This is a genomic window from Arthrobacter sp. Alg241-R88, assembly GCF_900537115.1.
Taxonomy (GTDB): domain Bacteria; phylum Actinomycetota; class Actinomycetes; order Actinomycetales; family Micrococcaceae; genus Arthrobacter.
Map to the genome: position 1 here is coordinate 235,279 of NZ_UNRG01000002.1, position 16,280 is coordinate 251,558.

At 62.3% G+C, this 16,280-nt stretch carries 13 protein-coding genes; 11 read left to right on the forward strand and 2 right to left on the reverse strand.

Annotated elements, in window-relative coordinates; all coding sequences use genetic code 11:
* The first annotated feature begins 4 nt into the window (after nt 1-4).
* From G6R19_RS05895 to G6R19_RS05910, 4 genes are all read left to right on the forward strand, one after another.
* Entirely contained in the window at nt 5-625 is a 621-nt protein-coding gene (locus tag G6R19_RS05895) for a nuclear transport factor 2 family protein (RefSeq protein WP_163163279.1), read from the forward strand.
* Entirely contained in the window at nt 618-1,538 is a 921-nt protein-coding gene (locus tag G6R19_RS05900) for an SDR family oxidoreductase (protein ID WP_163163281.1), read from the forward strand. Before G6R19_RS05895 ends, G6R19_RS05900 begins: the two co-directional genes overlap by 8 nt.
* Entirely contained in the window at nt 1,535-3,157 is a 1,623-nt protein-coding gene (locus tag G6R19_RS05905) for an FAD-dependent monooxygenase (protein ID WP_163163283.1), read from the forward strand. The genes G6R19_RS05900 and G6R19_RS05905 overlap by 4 nt, the downstream gene beginning before the upstream one ends.
* Nucleotides 3,158-3,364: 207 nt before the next feature.
* Complete coding sequence (locus G6R19_RS05910) at nt 3,365-4,180, forward strand: enoyl-CoA hydratase/isomerase family protein (protein ID WP_163163285.1); 816 nt, start codon at nt 3,365-3,367, stop codon at nt 4,178-4,180.
* Between the two features lie 168 nt (nt 4,181-4,348).
* Here G6R19_RS05910 and G6R19_RS05915 read toward each other — a convergent pair whose 3' ends face one another.
* Nucleotides 4,349-5,224 carry an isocitrate lyase/PEP mutase family protein gene (locus G6R19_RS05915; protein WP_104187860.1) on the reverse strand — a complete coding sequence of 292 codons (876 nt, stop codon included), beginning with the start codon at nt 5,222-5,224 and terminating at the stop codon, nt 4,349-4,351.
* A 173-nt stretch (nt 5,225-5,397) separates the two neighbouring features.
* On the opposite strand from G6R19_RS05915, the gene G6R19_RS05920 reads away from it, so the two are divergent.
* From G6R19_RS05920 to G6R19_RS05930, 3 genes are all read left to right on the forward strand, one after another.
* Nucleotides 5,398-6,231 (forward strand): crotonase/enoyl-CoA hydratase family protein, encoded by an 834-nt coding sequence (locus tag G6R19_RS05920; RefSeq protein ID WP_163163287.1) that lies wholly within the window; start codon nt 5,398-5,400, stop codon nt 6,229-6,231.
* A 249-nt stretch (nt 6,232-6,480) separates the two neighbouring features.
* A complete protein-coding gene (locus tag G6R19_RS05925) occupies nt 6,481-7,737 on the forward strand; it encodes a M24 family metallopeptidase (RefSeq protein ID WP_163163289.1) in 1,257 nt (418 codons plus the stop codon).
* A gap of 40 nt (nt 7,738-7,777) precedes the next feature.
* Nucleotides 7,778-9,340 (forward strand): CocE/NonD family hydrolase, encoded by a 1,563-nt coding sequence (locus tag G6R19_RS05930; protein WP_163163291.1) that lies wholly within the window; start codon nt 7,778-7,780, stop codon nt 9,338-9,340.
* Here the strand turns inward: G6R19_RS05930 and G6R19_RS05935 are convergent.
* Nucleotides 9,326-10,147, reverse strand: a complete 822-nt coding sequence (locus G6R19_RS05935; protein WP_163163293.1) for an IclR family transcriptional regulator — start codon at nt 10,145-10,147, stop codon at nt 9,326-9,328. The genes G6R19_RS05930 and G6R19_RS05935 overlap by 15 nt on opposite strands.
* A 119-nt stretch (nt 10,148-10,266) precedes the next feature.
* Here G6R19_RS05935 and G6R19_RS05940 point away from each other — a divergent pair, with 119 nt between their 5' ends.
* The 4 genes from G6R19_RS05940 to G6R19_RS05955 all read left to right on the forward strand — a co-directional run bounded on the left by G6R19_RS05940 (nt 10,267) and on the right by G6R19_RS05955 (nt 16,082).
* A complete protein-coding gene (locus G6R19_RS05940) occupies nt 10,267-10,863 on the forward strand; it encodes a VOC family protein (protein ID WP_163163295.1) in 597 nt (198 codons plus the stop codon).
* Nucleotides 10,864-12,990 (forward strand): acetate--CoA ligase family protein, encoded by a 2,127-nt coding sequence (locus G6R19_RS05945; protein ID WP_163163297.1) that lies wholly within the window; start codon nt 10,864-10,866, stop codon nt 12,988-12,990.
* Nucleotides 12,987-14,135, forward strand: coding sequence for a MaoC family dehydratase N-terminal domain-containing protein (locus tag G6R19_RS05950; protein WP_163163299.1), 1,149 nt, complete (start codon nt 12,987-12,989; stop codon nt 14,133-14,135). The genes G6R19_RS05945 and G6R19_RS05950 overlap by 4 nt, the downstream gene beginning before the upstream one ends.
* Nucleotides 14,136-14,345: 210 nt before the next feature.
* Complete coding sequence (locus G6R19_RS05955; protein ID WP_163163301.1) at nt 14,346-16,082, forward strand: NAD(P)/FAD-dependent oxidoreductase; 1,737 nt, start codon at nt 14,346-14,348, stop codon at nt 16,080-16,082.
* The last annotated feature ends 198 nt before the right edge of the window (nt 16,083-16,280 follow it).

Genomic DNA, 16,280 nt, shown 5'->3' on the forward strand with positions numbered 1-16,280 from the left:
TGGAGTGGTCGAATCCATGAAGGAGGCTGAGTCGAACACCGGCAACCTGGCGGACTGGGCCGCCGAACTGGAGCAACTGCGTGTCCTCGTTGCCAAACAGGAGTTGAACGAGAACATGATCCGCTATTGCCGGGGCATGGACCGCAAGGACCTCGCCCTGATGAAGTCCACCTACTGGCCTGAGGCGACTGAGGATCATGGGATGTTCGTGGGCCTGTCCCATGACTTCTGCGACTGGGCGTACTCCATGCGGCGGGAGTCCTCCCACAAGGCCAGCCACTACGTGACCAACATACTTATTGAACTGAACGGCAACCAGGCCAAGCGTGAAACGGCGTTTATCTACTTGGCCATGCCGGCCGACGGCGGCCCTACCGATCTGCTTGCGGGCCGCTACCGGGATCTGTGCGAGCGGCGCCAGGGGGAGTGGAAGGTGCTCGCGAGGACTTGCGTCTGGGACGGGGCGCAACGACTCGCTCCGGAAGCGGACGTCGCCGAGCTGTTCGGCATTCCGCCCACGTCCAACTTCGGTGATCGCTATCCGCACGACCCGACCTATGCCACGGATTGGGGAAAAGCATCCCTGGTCCCGACTACGAATGCAAAGGAGCATCTTAATGACTAGCGATCAAATCCTCGCTGGAAAGCACATCCTTATTACCGGCGCCGGCCGCGGCCTCGGCGAGGCGTATGCACGCGCGGCCGCAGCGGAAGGCGCCCGCGTCGTCGTCTCCGACATTAACGCCGAAAGCGCCGAGGCCGTGGCGGAGTCAATCAACCGCGAGGGCGGCGAAGCATTAGCCGTCGCCGCGGATGTCACCGACTGGGACAGTTGCCAGCGGCTGGTCTCTGCTGCCGTTGAACGTTTCGGGAAGCTGGACGGCCTAGTCAACAACGCCGGCTACTTGGAGACGGTGACTGCCGGGCAGGAGACGCAGGAACACATTCGCCGTCACGTCGACATCAACGTCTGCGGTACCTACTTCATGTCAGTCCACGGTCTCGCCGCCATGGAGGGACGGGGGTCAATCGTCAACGTGACCTCGGGCGCGGTTGTGGGTCTTCGGATGATGAGCGCCTATGCTGCAGCCAAGGCGGCGATCGCCTCCTTGACCTTCGCCTGGGCCACCGAGTTCGGCGCCCAAGGTGGAGACATCCGGGTCAACGCCATGGCGCCCCACGCTGACACACCGATGATGACGGCAGGGACCGAGGCGTACACGAAGTTCTTCGGCGGCAACCCTCTTGCGCCGCCGCCTTCCACTAACGCTCCCGTGGTGCTCTATCTCCTGTCCGACCTCAGCAAGGGAGTCAACGGCCAGGTGGTCCGCTTTGCGAACGGGCATGACCTGATGCTTCTTTCGCACCCCGCCGTCGTCGATTCCGCCCTCACCCGCGAGACATGGACGCCACTTGATGTAAGCGCGGCGTTCGATGACGTGCTGCGCGCCAGGATGCAGCCGTGCGGCCAACTGACGTACATGGACTCCCGCAGCATGGAGCCCGAGCTGACCGAGTTTGCAGGAGTCAGCCAGTGAACCAGCGGAACGAACCCGCAAAGCGCAGCGTCGACGTCCTGATCATCGGAGCGGGTCCGGTCGGGCTTTCGGCGGCGATCCTCTTGGGACGGTTCGGTATCGACACGCTCGTGGTCGAGCGACGGACCGAGCGGTCGCGCCACCCCAGGTCCCGGGCGGTCAGTTGCCGCACCATGGAGGTGTTTCGCGAACTCGGCCTCGCTGATGAAGTGCGGGCGGCCGCGCTTCCCGGCGGACCGCGCCGCCTGCTGGGAAGCGATGCCGTATCGCCGTGGCGTTCAGTGGTCACCAGCAACGCGCATGCGAGTGGACCCGCGGACACCAGCCTCGGTCCGGAGACGCTGGACGTAGTTCTGTGCTCCCAGGACGCCCTTGAGCCCATCCTCGTTGATGCTGCGCAGGCCGAGGACAGCGTCACCCTCCAGTTCGGCAAGACGGTGTCGACGGTGAACGACACAGGGGCAGAGGTCCTCGTGTCCATAACCAGTGACAAGGGCCCGGAAGTCGTCGCGGCAAAGTATGTGATCGCAGCCGACGGCGCCGCCAGCCAGGTGCGCACCGCCTTGGGGATCGGGACCACCGGGGATCAGGACTTGCAGACGGCCGTGAGTGTGCTGTTCCGTTCGCCTGTAATCCAGCGGCGCACGGGCGACCCGTCCAGTTTCATCTATCTCGATAATCCGGACACGATCGGGGCTGTGGTGATCGCTCCCGTAGACGCGACCGACCGGGTGGCGATGCTGGGCCGCCCGCTGGTCATGGACAGGATGCCCTTCGAAGACATTGACTGGACGACGCAGATCCGCGACGCGATCGGCGACCCTGATGAGTCTGTCGAGCTGATGGACGCCCGGACCTGGACTGTGGGCGCCTGGGTGGCTGACCGCTACCAGTCCGGCCGGGTCCTGCTCGCCGGAGACGCCGTGCATGTAATGCCTCCTTACGGTGGGTTCAACCAAAACACCGGCATTCAGGACGTCCACAACGTCGCTTGGAAGCTGGCGGCGGTCCTCGAGGGCTGGGCGGATCCCGCCCTCCTGGATACCTACGAAGTGGAGCGACGGCCCGTGGCGGTGTTCAACATGGCCGAAGCTGTCCGCAACTTCCGGTCCATTGTGGGCAACGCCGATGAAGGCCCGCGCTCCTTCCGGCCGGAGAACTTTGTGCACCCCGGCCTGGACATCGGGTTCCGCTACGACCGTGGAGCGGTTGCCGGAGCCACATCGCCGGATTCCGGCTGGCCTGTGGGAACCTTCACTCCCACGGCTGCCGTGGGTGAACGCGCACCGCATGTCTGGCTCAACGCTGAGGGCACGCTCTCAACGCTGGACTTGTTCGGACGTGAACTGACCATCCTCGCGCACTCCGGTTCGGAACCTGCACTGGAGGCAGCCCAGCGCGCAGGTAGCCTCGGCATTCCACACCGCTCGGTGACGTTCGGACCCTCCGGGGACTTCGTTGCTGCCGAGGCCGCCTGGGCAGCCGCTTTCCGCGTCAACGGGGACGAGGCCATCCTTGTACGGCCCGATGGGCACGTGCTTGCCCGCCTGGACGGCAGCGACCCCGCCGCCGTGGACCGCGCCCTGCTTGCCTACGCCGGCAGGACGACCGCTCCATGATCCCGGGAGAGCTCGACCTGCCGCCGCCGGGAGATTGAGGACCGCTCCCGCACATACCGCTATTCCGGTGCTATTTTTCGATCGCTACTATTGAGAACTCGCGCTATTTGTATATAAGGTTCATATTACGAGAGTACGGCTAATGGCCGGACAAGTCGTGATGTAGCCGCAACTCATCGCCCAATCACAGAAATAAGGAGATTCACGATGGCGTGGATAACGTTTGATGACTACAAGGACAAGTACCAGCACATCAAACTGGAACGTGACGAAGACGGCATTCTGCTGGTCACGTTCCACACGGATGGCAGCGACGTGGTCTGGGGTGTAGGAGTCCATGACAACGTTTCATCGCTTTGGGATGACATCAGCAGGGACCGGGGAAACCGCGTTGTCATCATCACCGGGGCGGGCGACACCTTCATCGACAAGGAAGCCCCGATTGACAACAAGAACTGGGTCACGCCCGAAATCTGGCTCGGCCTCCATCACGACGCCAAGCGTCTTGTGCTCGGCCACCTCGACATCGAAGTTCCGATGATCGCGGCAGTGAACGGTCCCGCAAGGTATCACAACGAGCAGGCGCTGCTCTGCGACATCGTCATCGCTTCCGAGGATGCCGTTTTCGCCGATCATGCACACTTCTCCCAGGGGAACATTCCGGGCGACGGAATGCAGATTATCTGGCCGCTGGTTATTGGTTTGAACCGCGGCCGGTACTTCCATCTCACCGGACAGGAGATCACCGCGCAGCAGGCCTACGAATGGGGTGCTGTGAACGAGGTGGTGCCCAAGGATCAGGTAGTTGCCAGGGCATACGAACTCGCGCGGATGCTGGCTGCGAAGCCTACGCTGACGCTGCGTTCCACCCGGATGCTTATGGTGAACGAGCTCAAGAAGACCATGAATGACGCGGTCAGCCACGGAATGATGACCGAAGGTCTTGTTGCCATGGGCGAAGGCTGGAATCCGACTCCGCTCACGGGACCGGAACTGGCCGCAGGCGTCAAGACGCCCGCCTGACGCAAACGAAAGCGCCGACGACTTGAGATGTCGTCGGCGCTTTCTGCTCTTGTTTAACTGCCCTGACCAAGGGCGTTGGATGTTCACCACGCGAATCGCTGTGAACGGCGAAACCGTTCCTGGCAGGAACCAAAGCCCGGCCAGGAACGGTTGCGTCTGGAAGATCCGTCAGGAATAACCGAAGTGGCGGGCCCGGCGGGCCCATTCTGCCGCATCGATTGCTTCCATGATGGGCAGGTAAGCGCCGCCTTCTGCTTCACCCTCGAGCAACTCACCACGTGCCAGGAGGGACAGATTCTCGCGGAAGCCTGCCACGGCCCCGTTCACGGTGTTGATGACCAGCAGCATCTTTACGCCGGCGTCTTCGAGTTCCTGGCGCTCCTCCAGTGTTGGATTCTTTACGGTCACCATGACGTACTTGCCAGGGACGACTGCCGAGAGTTTGGGCAAGTCGAGAAGGGGGTAGCCGCACGGGTAGAGCATGTCTGCGCCGGCGGCAGAATAGGCGGCCATGCGTTCAGCCAGATTGTCGAAGCCAAAGCGGCTGGCATCCGAGCGGGCAACGATCACCGTATCCGGGGACGTCCGGGCTTCCACGCAGGCGCGGATGATGTTGCTCATCTCCTCGACGCTGCGAAGTTTGAGTTGCGGCTTCCAGCGCTCTCCGCCGTCCTTGGGTGTCCAGAAGTGCTTCGTTGCGGGCACCATGTCTTCGACGAGCAGGGCTGCGACGCCGGCTTGCTCGGCAAGTTGGACGCCACGGAATGCCTGAAGGGGCGATCCTCCTGCATCATCGAAGTCGAGAATGAGTGGCAGATCGGTGATTGCCGTGATGCGCCTGCCGGCCTCAATGAGTTCGCCCTGGGAAATAAAGCCGTTATCCGGCACCCCGTAGTGGAAGTTGGAGTAGGTGCCGCCGGCGATGAGCACGACGTCGAAGCCGGCTTGCTCAATCATCTTCGCAGAGAGTGCATCGTAGGCTCCCGGCGCGATGATCATTTTGGAGTCCGCAAGCAGTTCCCGGAGTCTTTGTGCGGGTTTCATGGGCTTTTCCCTTCTTTTCGTCGGAGTTTATGGCTACGACGGGAAAGATTTTTCGCGGAACGTAGCAGTGTTACTATCGTATCACGCTAACTACATTCGCTATTTGAAATATGCCGACAAGGGAGTCAGCACGGTGTTGCTCTCTCCTCATCAATACGACCTAAAGGATGACCATGCAACAGACCAAACCCCAAGCAGTAAGCAACAACGTCAGTGAGCCAAGCGTTCACGTCAGCAACTCGGGGGGAGTTCGCGTCATAACGATCACCCGTCCGCATAAGCGCAACGCGATTGACCGGCCCACTGCCCTAGCGCTTGCGGCCGCGTTCGATGAGTTTGATGCCGATGATTCTGCAAGTGTCGCCATCCTCACCGGCGCCGGTGGATATTTCTCGGCGGGCGCTGACCTCGCATCGGTTGCAGCAGGGGAGGTCCCGGTCCTTGAAGGACGTGGGTTCGCCGGCATCACCCGCCGGCCACCGGTAAAACCTGTGATTGCCGCCGTCGAAGGCTACGCCTACGCAGGGGGATTCGAGCTTGCCCTCGCATGCGATTTGATCGTCGCCAGCTCAACGGCGTCGTTTGCCCTGCCCGAGGTAAAGCGCGGACTCATCGCGGCCGGCGGCGGGCTGCTCCGCCTGCCGGACCGTATGCCCTATCACATCGCCATGGAACTGGCGCTGCTGGGAGAGCCCATTACCGCGGCACGCCTCGCCGAGCTCGGTCTCATCAACAGGCTGACGGACCCGGGCAAAGCGCTCGATGCCGCACTCGAACTCGCCGGGAAAATTCAGCTCAATGGACCCATCGCATTGAAGACTGCCAAGCGAATTATTTTGGAGTCGCGGTATGCGGCGGCGGAGGCGCGCTTCGCTGCCCAGGAAGACATCGTTGCTCCCCTGCGAACCGGACCGGAAGCACGTGAGGGTGCCCTGGCTTTCGTGGAACGGCGGGACCCGGCCTGGGTCGTCGCTGCACAGGCAACGCGGGCCACTGAAGCACCGTAATCAGGATTCTGGCATGGCTTCCTACGTCATTGGCGCCCTATGCCGTGTCGCTCAAGGTCCGCCGGCTCTTAGCGTTATCTCAGAACAAACGTCGGATGATCACTGACCTCAACGGACATCCGGTGGGCTTCCCGAACTTCTTTGGGACGCCCGTGGCTCTCAGAAGGCCCGACCGCATCGCCGCGGACGACGCCCCCGATAGCCGCGGGACCACGGATCAGTATAGAAACATGAAAGGCCAAGGCAACGATGCCCGAAAACCACCAGAAATTGCACTTTGGACCGGCTCGTACAGAACTGCACGTAGGCGTTGATCTGGACCGGATGCGCCGTGAGCGCGCTGACCGTATGCGGGAACTGATGCGTTCGAAGGGTATACCGGCGCTGCTGCTCACCGGCGCGGACAACGTGCGTTATCTGACCGGTTTTTGGTGGGGGGAATTCTCGCTCCAGGTCGGCTACGCACTCTTCTTCGCAGACGACGAACCAATTGTGTTCGCGCCGGCGGGATCCCTCCAGCAAATGCCCGACCAGGCGCCCTGGATCAAGCACTGGCGCCCAGCCATCTCCTGGCTTGGCGGTGTGGCGCCCAGTTCTGCCATTGCCGAACTGTCAGCTGTTTTTGCGGCACAGATTCGCGATGAACTTGCCGCACGTTCCCTCGCGAGCGAGCGGCTGGCAGTCAGCGAGATCGATGAGCCAGGTATGAATGCTTTGGCCGATGCGGGAATCGAGACGATTCCGGGCCTTCCGCTGTTGCTCGAATGCTCAACCATCAAGACGGCCGATGAAATCTCCTGTATCTCGATGGCGGCGAGCCTGAGTACTGCAGGCTTCGAGGCGACGCGGGCCGCATTGCGGCCCGGAACCAAGCAGGCCCAGATTGCTTTGATGGCCCGCCGCGCCATCGAAGATGCCGGCGCGGAAGTGGGAGCTGCCCGTCTGCTTTCCGGACCATTGTCATTCCCTCGGGGGATCAGCGGCGGAGACCGCATCGTTGAGCATGGCGATCTCGCGTACCTGCTCACCTGCGGAACTTCCTACATGGGGTACACGGCGTGCCTCTACCGCCAGTACGTCGTCGGCCGTGCTCCCACCTCAGCCGAGCGCTCCTCCTACACAAAGCTGACGGACCGCCTGGATCTGGCCATGTCGCTCATGAAACCAGGCGCCAGCACGGCTGACGTGGCCGCCGTACTTGCACCCGCGGAAGACCTCGGCTTTCCGTCCGAGGCGGAATGCTTCAGCATCGAACTCGGACACGGAATCGGCCTCGTCAACGCAGGATCGCGGGCAATCCACTACAACCCGCCGACTATCACGCGCTCGTGGTCCCTTGCCCATCCTGAGGAGATCAAAGAAGGCATGGTCATTGCCATCGAAGGGATCGAAGGGGAGCACCGGGTGGGAGGTGTGCGTCTCGAGAACCTCGTTGTCGTCACGGCCAGTGGCGCGGAACTGCTTGACCACTACCCGCGCCTCGACATGGTCCAAACCGCCGGGTGAGGACCCCAGCCGATGTGGAAGCAACACAGCGAAGGTTGCCATGGACCTCATAGTTGAAAAGCACGTCCCTATCGCCATGCGTGACGGCGTTACTCTCTCCGGAGATGTGTATCGGCCCAGTGAGGGGGAACCCCGCTCCACAGTGCTGATACGGACGCCTTATTGCAAAGATGACCCAGCGCATGCCAACACGTGGATTAATGTCCTGCGCGCCGTGGAGTGCGGGTGGGTGGTGGTGGTTCAGGACGTACGGGGCCGGTTCCGAAGCGAAGGCCAGTTCGTGCCATTTGTGAATGAAGCCGATGATGGCGTGGACACTATCCGATGGGTACGCGAACAACCGTGGTCGGACGGCAACGTGGGCATGGTGGGCGGCTCATACGTTGGCATCAGCCAATGGTTGGCGGCAGCCAGAAACCCTGAAGGCCTCATCGGCATCGTTCCCGCTGTAACCGCCGACGACGTCCATTCCGGCTGGCTTTACGAGGACAACAACGTCGTGTTGGGATTCCTTGCACACTGGGTATCAATTCTCCTCGCAAGCAGCGTGTTGGATGAGAAAAGCCGACCGCAGATCGCAGCCCTGGAGCGGAACGTCGCAGAAGGGCGCATCCGCACCTTCCACCAGCTCATCGAGGAGGCCGGAGAATTCGCGCCCTACCTGCTGGACTGGCGGGATAAAAGCCGCTTCCTGGTGGCTCCAGAGCTGGCAGGGCGCGTCGACGTGCCCGCCTTCGTCATCGGTGGCTGGTTCGACATTTTCCTTCCGGGAACGGTTGCCAGTTTTATGCGGCGGGAGGCCGCCGGCACACAAAATCCCCATGACCGGCTGTTGGTTGGGCCCTGGGCGCACGGGCTCATGGGCGGCTGGTTCCCGACCCGCTTCTTCGGTCCGGCGGCGTCATTCGAAAACCTCGACCCGACGTCGCTACAACTTGGTTGGCTGGAAGAAGTGCGCGATGGCCGCAATCGCTCTGAGCATCCTGTGACTGTTTTCTCCATGGGAGCTGATGAATGGCGATGCTTCTCAAGCTGGCCCCCTGAGGGCGCCAATCGGGTGCACCTTCGACTGCGCCCCAGCAACATAGACCATCCCACGGCCAGTATGGATGCCCGGGCGGCGTCGGTAGTTGATTCACCGGTCCCGACGATCGGCGGGCGGACATTTTTCCCCGGCTACAAAGTGGGTGCGAACTCAGGTCCGCGCATGGTGGAGGCATTGCACGCGCGCGATGACGTGCACGCCTTCGTTTCGGATCCCCTGGCTGACGACATCGAAATCATGGGCGGTGTCGCGTGCCGACTCGAGGTGACGACTGCTGAGCGGACGGCGGTCGTCGTCAAGCTGGCAACGCTTGACGATACTGGTGCCTCTGAATTGCTCTGCGAGGGGTCGTCGTACAACAGGCTGCGCGCTGGAAACGCAGAGCCAATCACCGTGGATCTGGGTTCAACTGCGGTCCGGGTGGCGAAAGGCATGCGTTTGTGCGCCTATGTTGCCACATCGGATTTCCCCCGCTTGGAGGACGGGCCCCGGACACCCTTGAACGTTTGTGCGGACGAGGGGCCGGTACTGGAGCTTGACGTTCTACGGCTGGGTTGAGTCGCCTTCTTCGTCGTCCAGGCGGCGGGCTTCCATTAGGGCATCGAGGCATTGCTGGAAGTGTTGCTCGTTGGTAAAGCGATGAAGCGGGACCGTAATGGACAAGGCGGTGCGGGGGCGCTGTGATCCTTCGAAGATTGGAACTGCCATGCCGCAGACGCCGAGAACGTATTCCTGGTGGTCCAGTGCGTAACCACGTGACCGGGTCAACTCAAGGTCGGCCAGAAATTCAGGAAGGGTGGTGATCGTGTGTTCGGTTCGTCTGGTGAGTTCACCATCGACGGAGCGGACCCGTTCCAGTTGTGATTCCGGACCGAAGGCGAGGAGGGCCTTCCCGGAGGCGCGTGCATGAATGTCGCCGGAGACACCCACCCGCAGGTCGGCCACCCTGACGGCGTGGCTGCCTTCCTCCACGGCGACGACGGTGACGGTGCCTCCCTGCCATGCGGACAAGTAGGCGCTTTCGCCGGTAGCCTCAACCACCATTTTCAGGAGACGTAGTGCCAGCGGAGAGGGACGCCAGTCATCTTCCACTCGCGAACTTAGATCCAGGATTTTCCCGGCAGCGAGTTTGTAGGTGCGCTCGTTACGTTCCAGGTAACCGGCATGTACAAGTGTCGCCAGCAAATGCGACGTCGTAGCAATGTGCAGGTTTACTGCGCTCGCGATCGACTGAGCCCGCATCGGCTCCTTCGACGCCGCAACCACATCAACGATGTTGAGCGCACGGGCAACCGACTGGACCAGGTCCTTCGGTGCTTCGGTGTCGGTGGACGTTTTAGCGGCTGTCTTAGCTGTACTTGCCATGCGGAAATCTTACGCACATGGCGAAAGAAGGGCCACAAGGCCACGAGAAGGGTCCCTGCCCGCAGGGGCAGCAGTTTATCCGTTGACAGCAGCCAGAAGGGTAGCGTAGTTATTAGATTATGAAAGCAACTATCACAGCGCGAGAGTTCGGGGATGGTGGCAACGATGCCACGTCCCGCGCCGCGAAGGACCTTGGAGGCCTCCCGGAGGTCCATTCCGCAGGTCCTGTTCCAATCGGAAGCGTGGGACAGGTGGGGATCCTCGTGTCGGACCTCGACGAGGCCATCGACTTGTACGGACACGCCTTCGGCATCGAAGAGTGGAATTGTTACCACTACGACCAGGAGTTCATGCCCTGGTCGCGCTTTGGCGCCGAGGAAGGTGCTTTCGCGATGCGCCTCGCCATGGGCGGTTCCAATCCGCAGATCGAACTCATCCAGCCCTTGGCCGGCCCAAGCATCTACCACGAGTTCACCGAGCAGGGCCGCACCGGCCTCCACCACCTGGGTGTATTCGTGGACAACCTGGATGCGGCGATCGCGCTTATGGGGGGAGCCGGCTACCGGGTTACCCAAACAGCGCGCGGGTATGGCCAGGGCGGCGATGGCGGATTCGCCTACTTTGACACCGACCGTGATCTCGGCGTGGTGGTCGAGGCAATAGAAATTCCGGCTACCCGAAGGCCGGCGACCGTGCGACGGACTGGAGGAATGTAAATGTTGGAGAGCAAGGCTGTTTTGAGCCCGGTGCGCATCGATAACCCGTTGAAGGCAGAGAGTGTAGCTGTGGTTGGTCCCTCCCGGGACCCTTGGAAGACCTCAGGGCGGACACTCGATTACCTATCCCGCCTCGGATTCGAGGGGCGGTACTACGCGGTCAGCAGCGTGCACAAGGAAGTGCTCGGTGTACCCACGGTGGAGACGCTCTCCGATCTCCCCGAGGTGCCCGACGTCGCCGTCCTCGTGGGGCCCGCCGACAGGGTCATCGAGGATCTGCGCGAATGCGTCGCGCTTGGCGTCCCCTTCGCGGTCGCGTTCGCCGCCGGCTTCGGTGAAACCGGCCGGCATGACCGCGATGAGCTGCTCCGTGCGGAATTGGCTAAGGGCACCACCCGACTCATCGGCCCTAACTGCATCGGCTTCATGCACGTTGGCCGGTCACTGACCGCAACCTTCTCATCTGTCCTTCAACGTGGCGCAATTCCGGCCGGTCACGTGGCGATGTTCAGCCAGAGCGGCGGACTGGGAAACGCGCTCATGCAGTCCCTCGCCGCACGCGGCGCCAGCGGATTGAGCGCCTGGGCCAGCTCCGGGAACGAGATTTCGACGGGCTTTACCGACTGGGCGCAGTGGCTGGGCGCTGATCCGGACACCCATGTCCTCACTTGCATCGTCGAGAGCTTCAGCGCAAACGATGATCTTGAGGCCGCTGCAACCGCTGCGGGGGATCGCGGTATCCCGGTCATCATCCTGAAGCTGGGCCGGTCCACCCGCGGCGCGATGAGCGCCCAGTCCCATACCGGCAAACTCGCAGGCAGCGGCCGCGTCGCTATAAGCGTCCTCCGCCACCGTTTCGGAATGGTGTGCACCTCGCCGGAGCAGCTCCTTGACCTGACCGAGACCTTCGACGTCTTCCACGGGCGGCTCTCCGGGCGCGACCAGGAGTTGACCGTCGTCACCACCTCCGGCGCCCAGGTGGGGCTTTGGAACGACCTGGCCGACGACCGCGGCCTGACGTTCCGCGATCTCGAACCGGAAGCGCTCCACTCAATAGGCGAGGCGGTGGGCAGCAATCACCTCGGCAATCCCATCGACGTCGGAGTACAGTCCACAACTGCCGACTACTTGCGCATCGTTGAGCGGGTTCTCGCCACGACGCCGGACGGCTGGGTTATAGTGACGGCGACGCGGCTCGCGCACGACTTCGATGAGCTGGCGGCCGGTATCGCCGCGATGACCATCCCGACGGAAGTACGTGTCATGGTGGTCCCGCTGTCCGAAGACGACCGGGTCACCGCGGCCCAAGCCGGAATCCTGCGCAAGGCAGGAGTCCTATCCCTGCCCACAGCCGGACGGGCACTGGACGCCGTGGCGGCCGCATCCTCCTGGTCGCAGGTCCAAAGCACCCGTGCCAACCGCGGCGAACTAGTGGGGGCGGCACTGAAGGCGGTGACAACGGGCGGGGCGCACAACCTGACCTGGCGCGAGGTGGCCGAATCCCTCGCCACGTCCGGTGTTCCAGTACCGGCAAGCCGCGCCGTCCGTGATATCGACGGCGTCGTCCGGGCTGCCGAGGAGATCGGCTTCCCGGTAGCGATCAAAATCGATGATGCCGAGATCCTTCACAAGGCAGACGCCGGAGGCGTCTTCATCGGCGTCAATGACTCCGACAGCGCCCGCGCGGCAGCCTCCCAGCTCACATCCATCCAGGGGGAGGCCGCAACGATCTCCGTCCAGGCGATGGCGCCAGGGAAGACCGAAGTCCTCGTAGGGCTCCGGCGCGATCCAGAGTTCGGTCCAGTCCTCGTCATCGGCGCGGGGGGCGGGATGACTGAGGCGATTGACGATATCGGTATCCTTCCGCTGCCAGTGTCCCGGCCGGAGGTCCGCCAAGCCATCTCTGACGCGCGCGTGGTGGCCACCAGCCTGCGCGGGCAAGCCGGCGGGAAGACCCTCGACGCGCTCACCACCACTGTGATGGACATTCTCGACTGGGCGGAACAGCAAGGAAACATCCATGAGTTCGAGTTCAATCCGATCCTTGCGGACCCGGCAACAGCAACCGTCACGGTGGTCGACGCTGTTGTATCGGTCCCCAGCGCCTCGTCAGGACCGACACCATGACCGCCGCCACCACCGGCGTACCGGCAAAGCAGATCACCGATGAAGACGTGGCCTACATGAAGAGCTTCATCGGTGAGTCAGCCGTCGTTGTGCAATGGAACGAGGAGGCAAGCACCGACTCAATCCGCCACTACGCATGGGGGATCGGTGACGAGAACCCGCTGTGGCTGTCGGAGTCGTACGCGCAGACAACGCGTCACGGCACCCGGATCGCACCCCCCACATTCCTTTACTCCGTGTGCGACGCCGAAGTCGCGATGGGGATGTCGGAGGGCATCCAGGCTATCCACCTCGGTGCCGACCTCGATTTCCGCAGACCGATCCGCCTGGGCGAGCGGGTCCGCGCCCGAGCCTTTGTGGAAGACGTCCGTGAACGCGTGGGCCGCCGCTCCGGCCGCCTCGTGGAGCAAGTGGGGCGCACCGATTACTTCGTCGGCGAGGAACTTGTCGGGATCGTCCGTAACACAATCGTCTGCGTGGCTCGAAGTTCGGAGGGCCAGCGGATGCACGAACCACGCGACCCCCATGTCTACACGGACGAGGAAAAGGAACAGATCCGGGCCGCGATCCTGGCTGAGGAGATCCGCGGCCAGCGCACGCGCTTCGCGGAGACGGTTTCTGTCGGCGATGTTGTACCGCAGGTAGTCAAGGGTCCACTCGACCTCATCACCATGACCGCGTATTATGCCGGAGCGATCGGTACCGCCGGCTACCGCGGGGTGGAGACCCGCGTGCGCCAGCAGGAGCGGGTGAGAAACGGCGACCCAAGCGCGCCAACGAACCTCGGTCCCGAGCACTTCCTCTCCGAGCCTTTCCCGAGCCTGGGGCACCAGGATGCCGCTATGGCACACGCGATCGGCATGCCGGGCGCGTACGACAACGGCAACCAGCGCGTCTCCTGGATGGCACACTGCGTGACCAACTGGATGGGTGATGATGCGGATCTCGTCTCGCTTTCGGTGCGCATCAAGCAGCCCGGTGTCTTCGGCGACACCCAGTGGATCGGAGGAGAGGCCACTCGTGTGTTCCGTGATGAGACCCATGGAGCATGCGCTGAAGTCACGGTCAAGGCCATCAACCAGCTGGGCGTGGAGACCACGAGTGCCGTAGCGGTCGTCTCGCTGGCCGAGACCCGGAGCAGTTGACCCGCGCACGGGCTGAGCGAGGATTGCTGACGCTTTTTCCCGCCATATTGGCGTCCATTGCCATGCCGGTCCTGACCCGGCGGCTCTTAGCGTTATTTGTGAACAAAGATCGGCAAAGTTGCCGATGCACTGACATCAAAGGAGATCCGGTGGGCTTTTCAAAAGTACGGAACCAGGATGGCTTGCTCCATCCAACGAGTGGTGACGCCAGTGACCAGTGAAGACGCGCGTCCAGGGAGCGCGGCCATGGCAAATAACCACATCCAGAATCTGACGGGTGAGACTGAGGAATATTCCGTCGTCGTCATCGGCGCGGGCATGGGGGGCATTTACGCCCTCCACCGGTTCGCCGACCTGGGACACGACGTCCACGGCTTCGAGGGAGCAGACGGAGTCGGGGGCGTCTGGTATCACAACGCCTACCCGGGTGCCCGCGTGGACTTGGAAAGCCACAGCTACGCCTTCATGTTTGATCCTGAGCTTTACGCGGGATGGGACTGGAGCGAGCGGTACGCCGCACAACCCGAAATTCTGCGGTACCTCAACTATGTGGCGGACCGCCTCGATGTGCGCCGCAACCTCTCGCTGAGCACTTGGGTGACGTCCGCCGATTGGCAGCCCCAGGAGAACAAGTACCTCATCAAGACCAATACCGGCCGGACGGTTTGGGCCCGCTATCTCGTGATGGCCACGGGGCAGCTGTCCAAACCGCGGAAGCCGGACTTCCCGGGACTCGATGATTTCGAGGGGGAGTGGCATCAAACCGCCCATTGGCCTCAGACTCCCGTTGAGATTGCCGGCAAGCGGGTGGCCCTCATTGGGACAGGATCTTCGGGTGTGCAGGCTGCGACGGAGATCGCCAAGACCGCCGGGCACCTCTATGTCCTGCAACGCACCCCGAACTACTCGGTCCCTGCACACAACGGGCCGGCGGACAGGAGGAAGAAGGCCCGCCTCAATAAGAAGGTTCTGCGACTACGAGACGAGTCATACAATTCCCCTGTCGGCTATGTCATGCAGGGCTTTGCCGGTAAGGCTTCAGACTTCTCCGAAGAACAGCAGCAGCAGATTCTAGAGTCCAGATGGGCGTTCGGGGGCCAGACCCTGCTCGGAACCTTCTCGGACCAGGGGACGAACATCGACGTCAACAATGTCGTGGCCGAGTTTGTGCGCGGCAAGATCCGCGACATGATCGATGATCCCGAGACCGCGAAGAAGCTGATGCCCACCTCCTACCCGATTGGCATCCGTCGGCTCTGCATTGATACGGGGTACTACCCGATCTTCAATCAGAGCAATGTCAGCCTCGTTGACTTGCGAAGTGATCCGATTGAGCGCATCACCAAGACGGGGATTAAGACCCGGGACAATGAGTACGAGGTTGATCTGATCGTTTTTGCCCTCGGTTTCGAGGCTTTTACGGGCGCCCTGGACCAGGCCAACGTCCGCAACGAGCACGGCCAGCAGCCGAGTGACCGGTGGAAGCATAAGCCGCAGACCCACTTGGGCATCATGACCCATGGATTCCCGAACCTGTTTATGCTCACCGGCGCGCAAAGCCCCAGTGTCCTCGCGAACTTCTTCGTCGGAAACAACCAACACGTTGATTTTGTGGCGGACATCATCGCGCACGCCGCAAAGAAGGGCGCCGTCCGCATCGAGGCCAGCCTTGAAGCGGAGCGGGAGTGGGGCGATCACTGCAATGAGATCGCGGCGCCGCTCCTGCGCCGAGCGGTGGATAACTACATGGTCCACGTCAACAAATACGACGGCTCGCGCTATTTCATTCCCTATGCCGGTGGCTTCGACAAGTACGTCAGGAAGGTCGAAGAAGTCGTCTCCGACAACTACCGCGGCTTCGTGTTTACGAAGGCTTTTGCACCTGGCAATGCAGGACAAACCGCAGATGAAAGCCGAAACCGTGATGCGGTTCTCACGGCACAGTAGATAGACAGACAACAGGCTCCCCGGAAGCCGGACTGGTCATCCAGTTCAGGCTTCCGGGGAGCCTTCTTATTCCCGCCCTGTGGTTGCCGACGTCTGGTGCAAGGGCTTTCAGCGGGCCCCCGCGAGAGGACACAATTTTGGCGCGGTTTCATTCGTTGTTGGCGCCGATGGCCATCCCGGTGCAGCCCCACCCGCTCT

Excerpts from the sequence above, each read along its gene's own strand:
- G6R19_RS05900 (WP_163163281.1), top strand. The coding sequence starts at position 618 with ATGACTAGCGATCAAATCCTCGCTGGAAAGCACATCCTTATTACCGGC.
- G6R19_RS05910 (WP_163163285.1), top strand. The coding sequence starts at position 3,365 with ATGGCGTGGATAACGTTTGATGACTACAAGGACAAGTACCAGCACATC.
- G6R19_RS05915 (WP_104187860.1), bottom strand. The coding sequence starts at position 5,224 with ATGAAACCCGCACAAAGACTCCGGGAACTGCTTGCGGACTCCAAAATG.
- G6R19_RS05920 (WP_163163287.1), top strand. The coding sequence starts at position 5,398 with ATGCAACAGACCAAACCCCAAGCAGTAAGCAACAACGTCAGTGAGCCA.
- G6R19_RS05925 (WP_163163289.1), top strand. The coding sequence starts at position 6,481 with ATGCCCGAAAACCACCAGAAATTGCACTTTGGACCGGCTCGTACAGAA.
- G6R19_RS05930 (WP_163163291.1), top strand. The coding sequence starts at position 7,778 with ATGGACCTCATAGTTGAAAAGCACGTCCCTATCGCCATGCGTGACGGC.
- G6R19_RS05935 (WP_163163293.1), bottom strand. The coding sequence starts at position 10,147 with ATGGCAAGTACAGCTAAGACAGCCGCTAAAACGTCCACCGACACCGAA.
- G6R19_RS05940 (WP_163163295.1), top strand. The coding sequence starts at position 10,267 with ATGAAAGCAACTATCACAGCGCGAGAGTTCGGGGATGGTGGCAACGAT.
- G6R19_RS05945 (WP_163163297.1), top strand. The coding sequence starts at position 10,864 with ATGTTGGAGAGCAAGGCTGTTTTGAGCCCGGTGCGCATCGATAACCCG.
- G6R19_RS05950 (WP_163163299.1), top strand. The coding sequence starts at position 12,987 with ATGACCGCCGCCACCACCGGCGTACCGGCAAAGCAGATCACCGATGAA.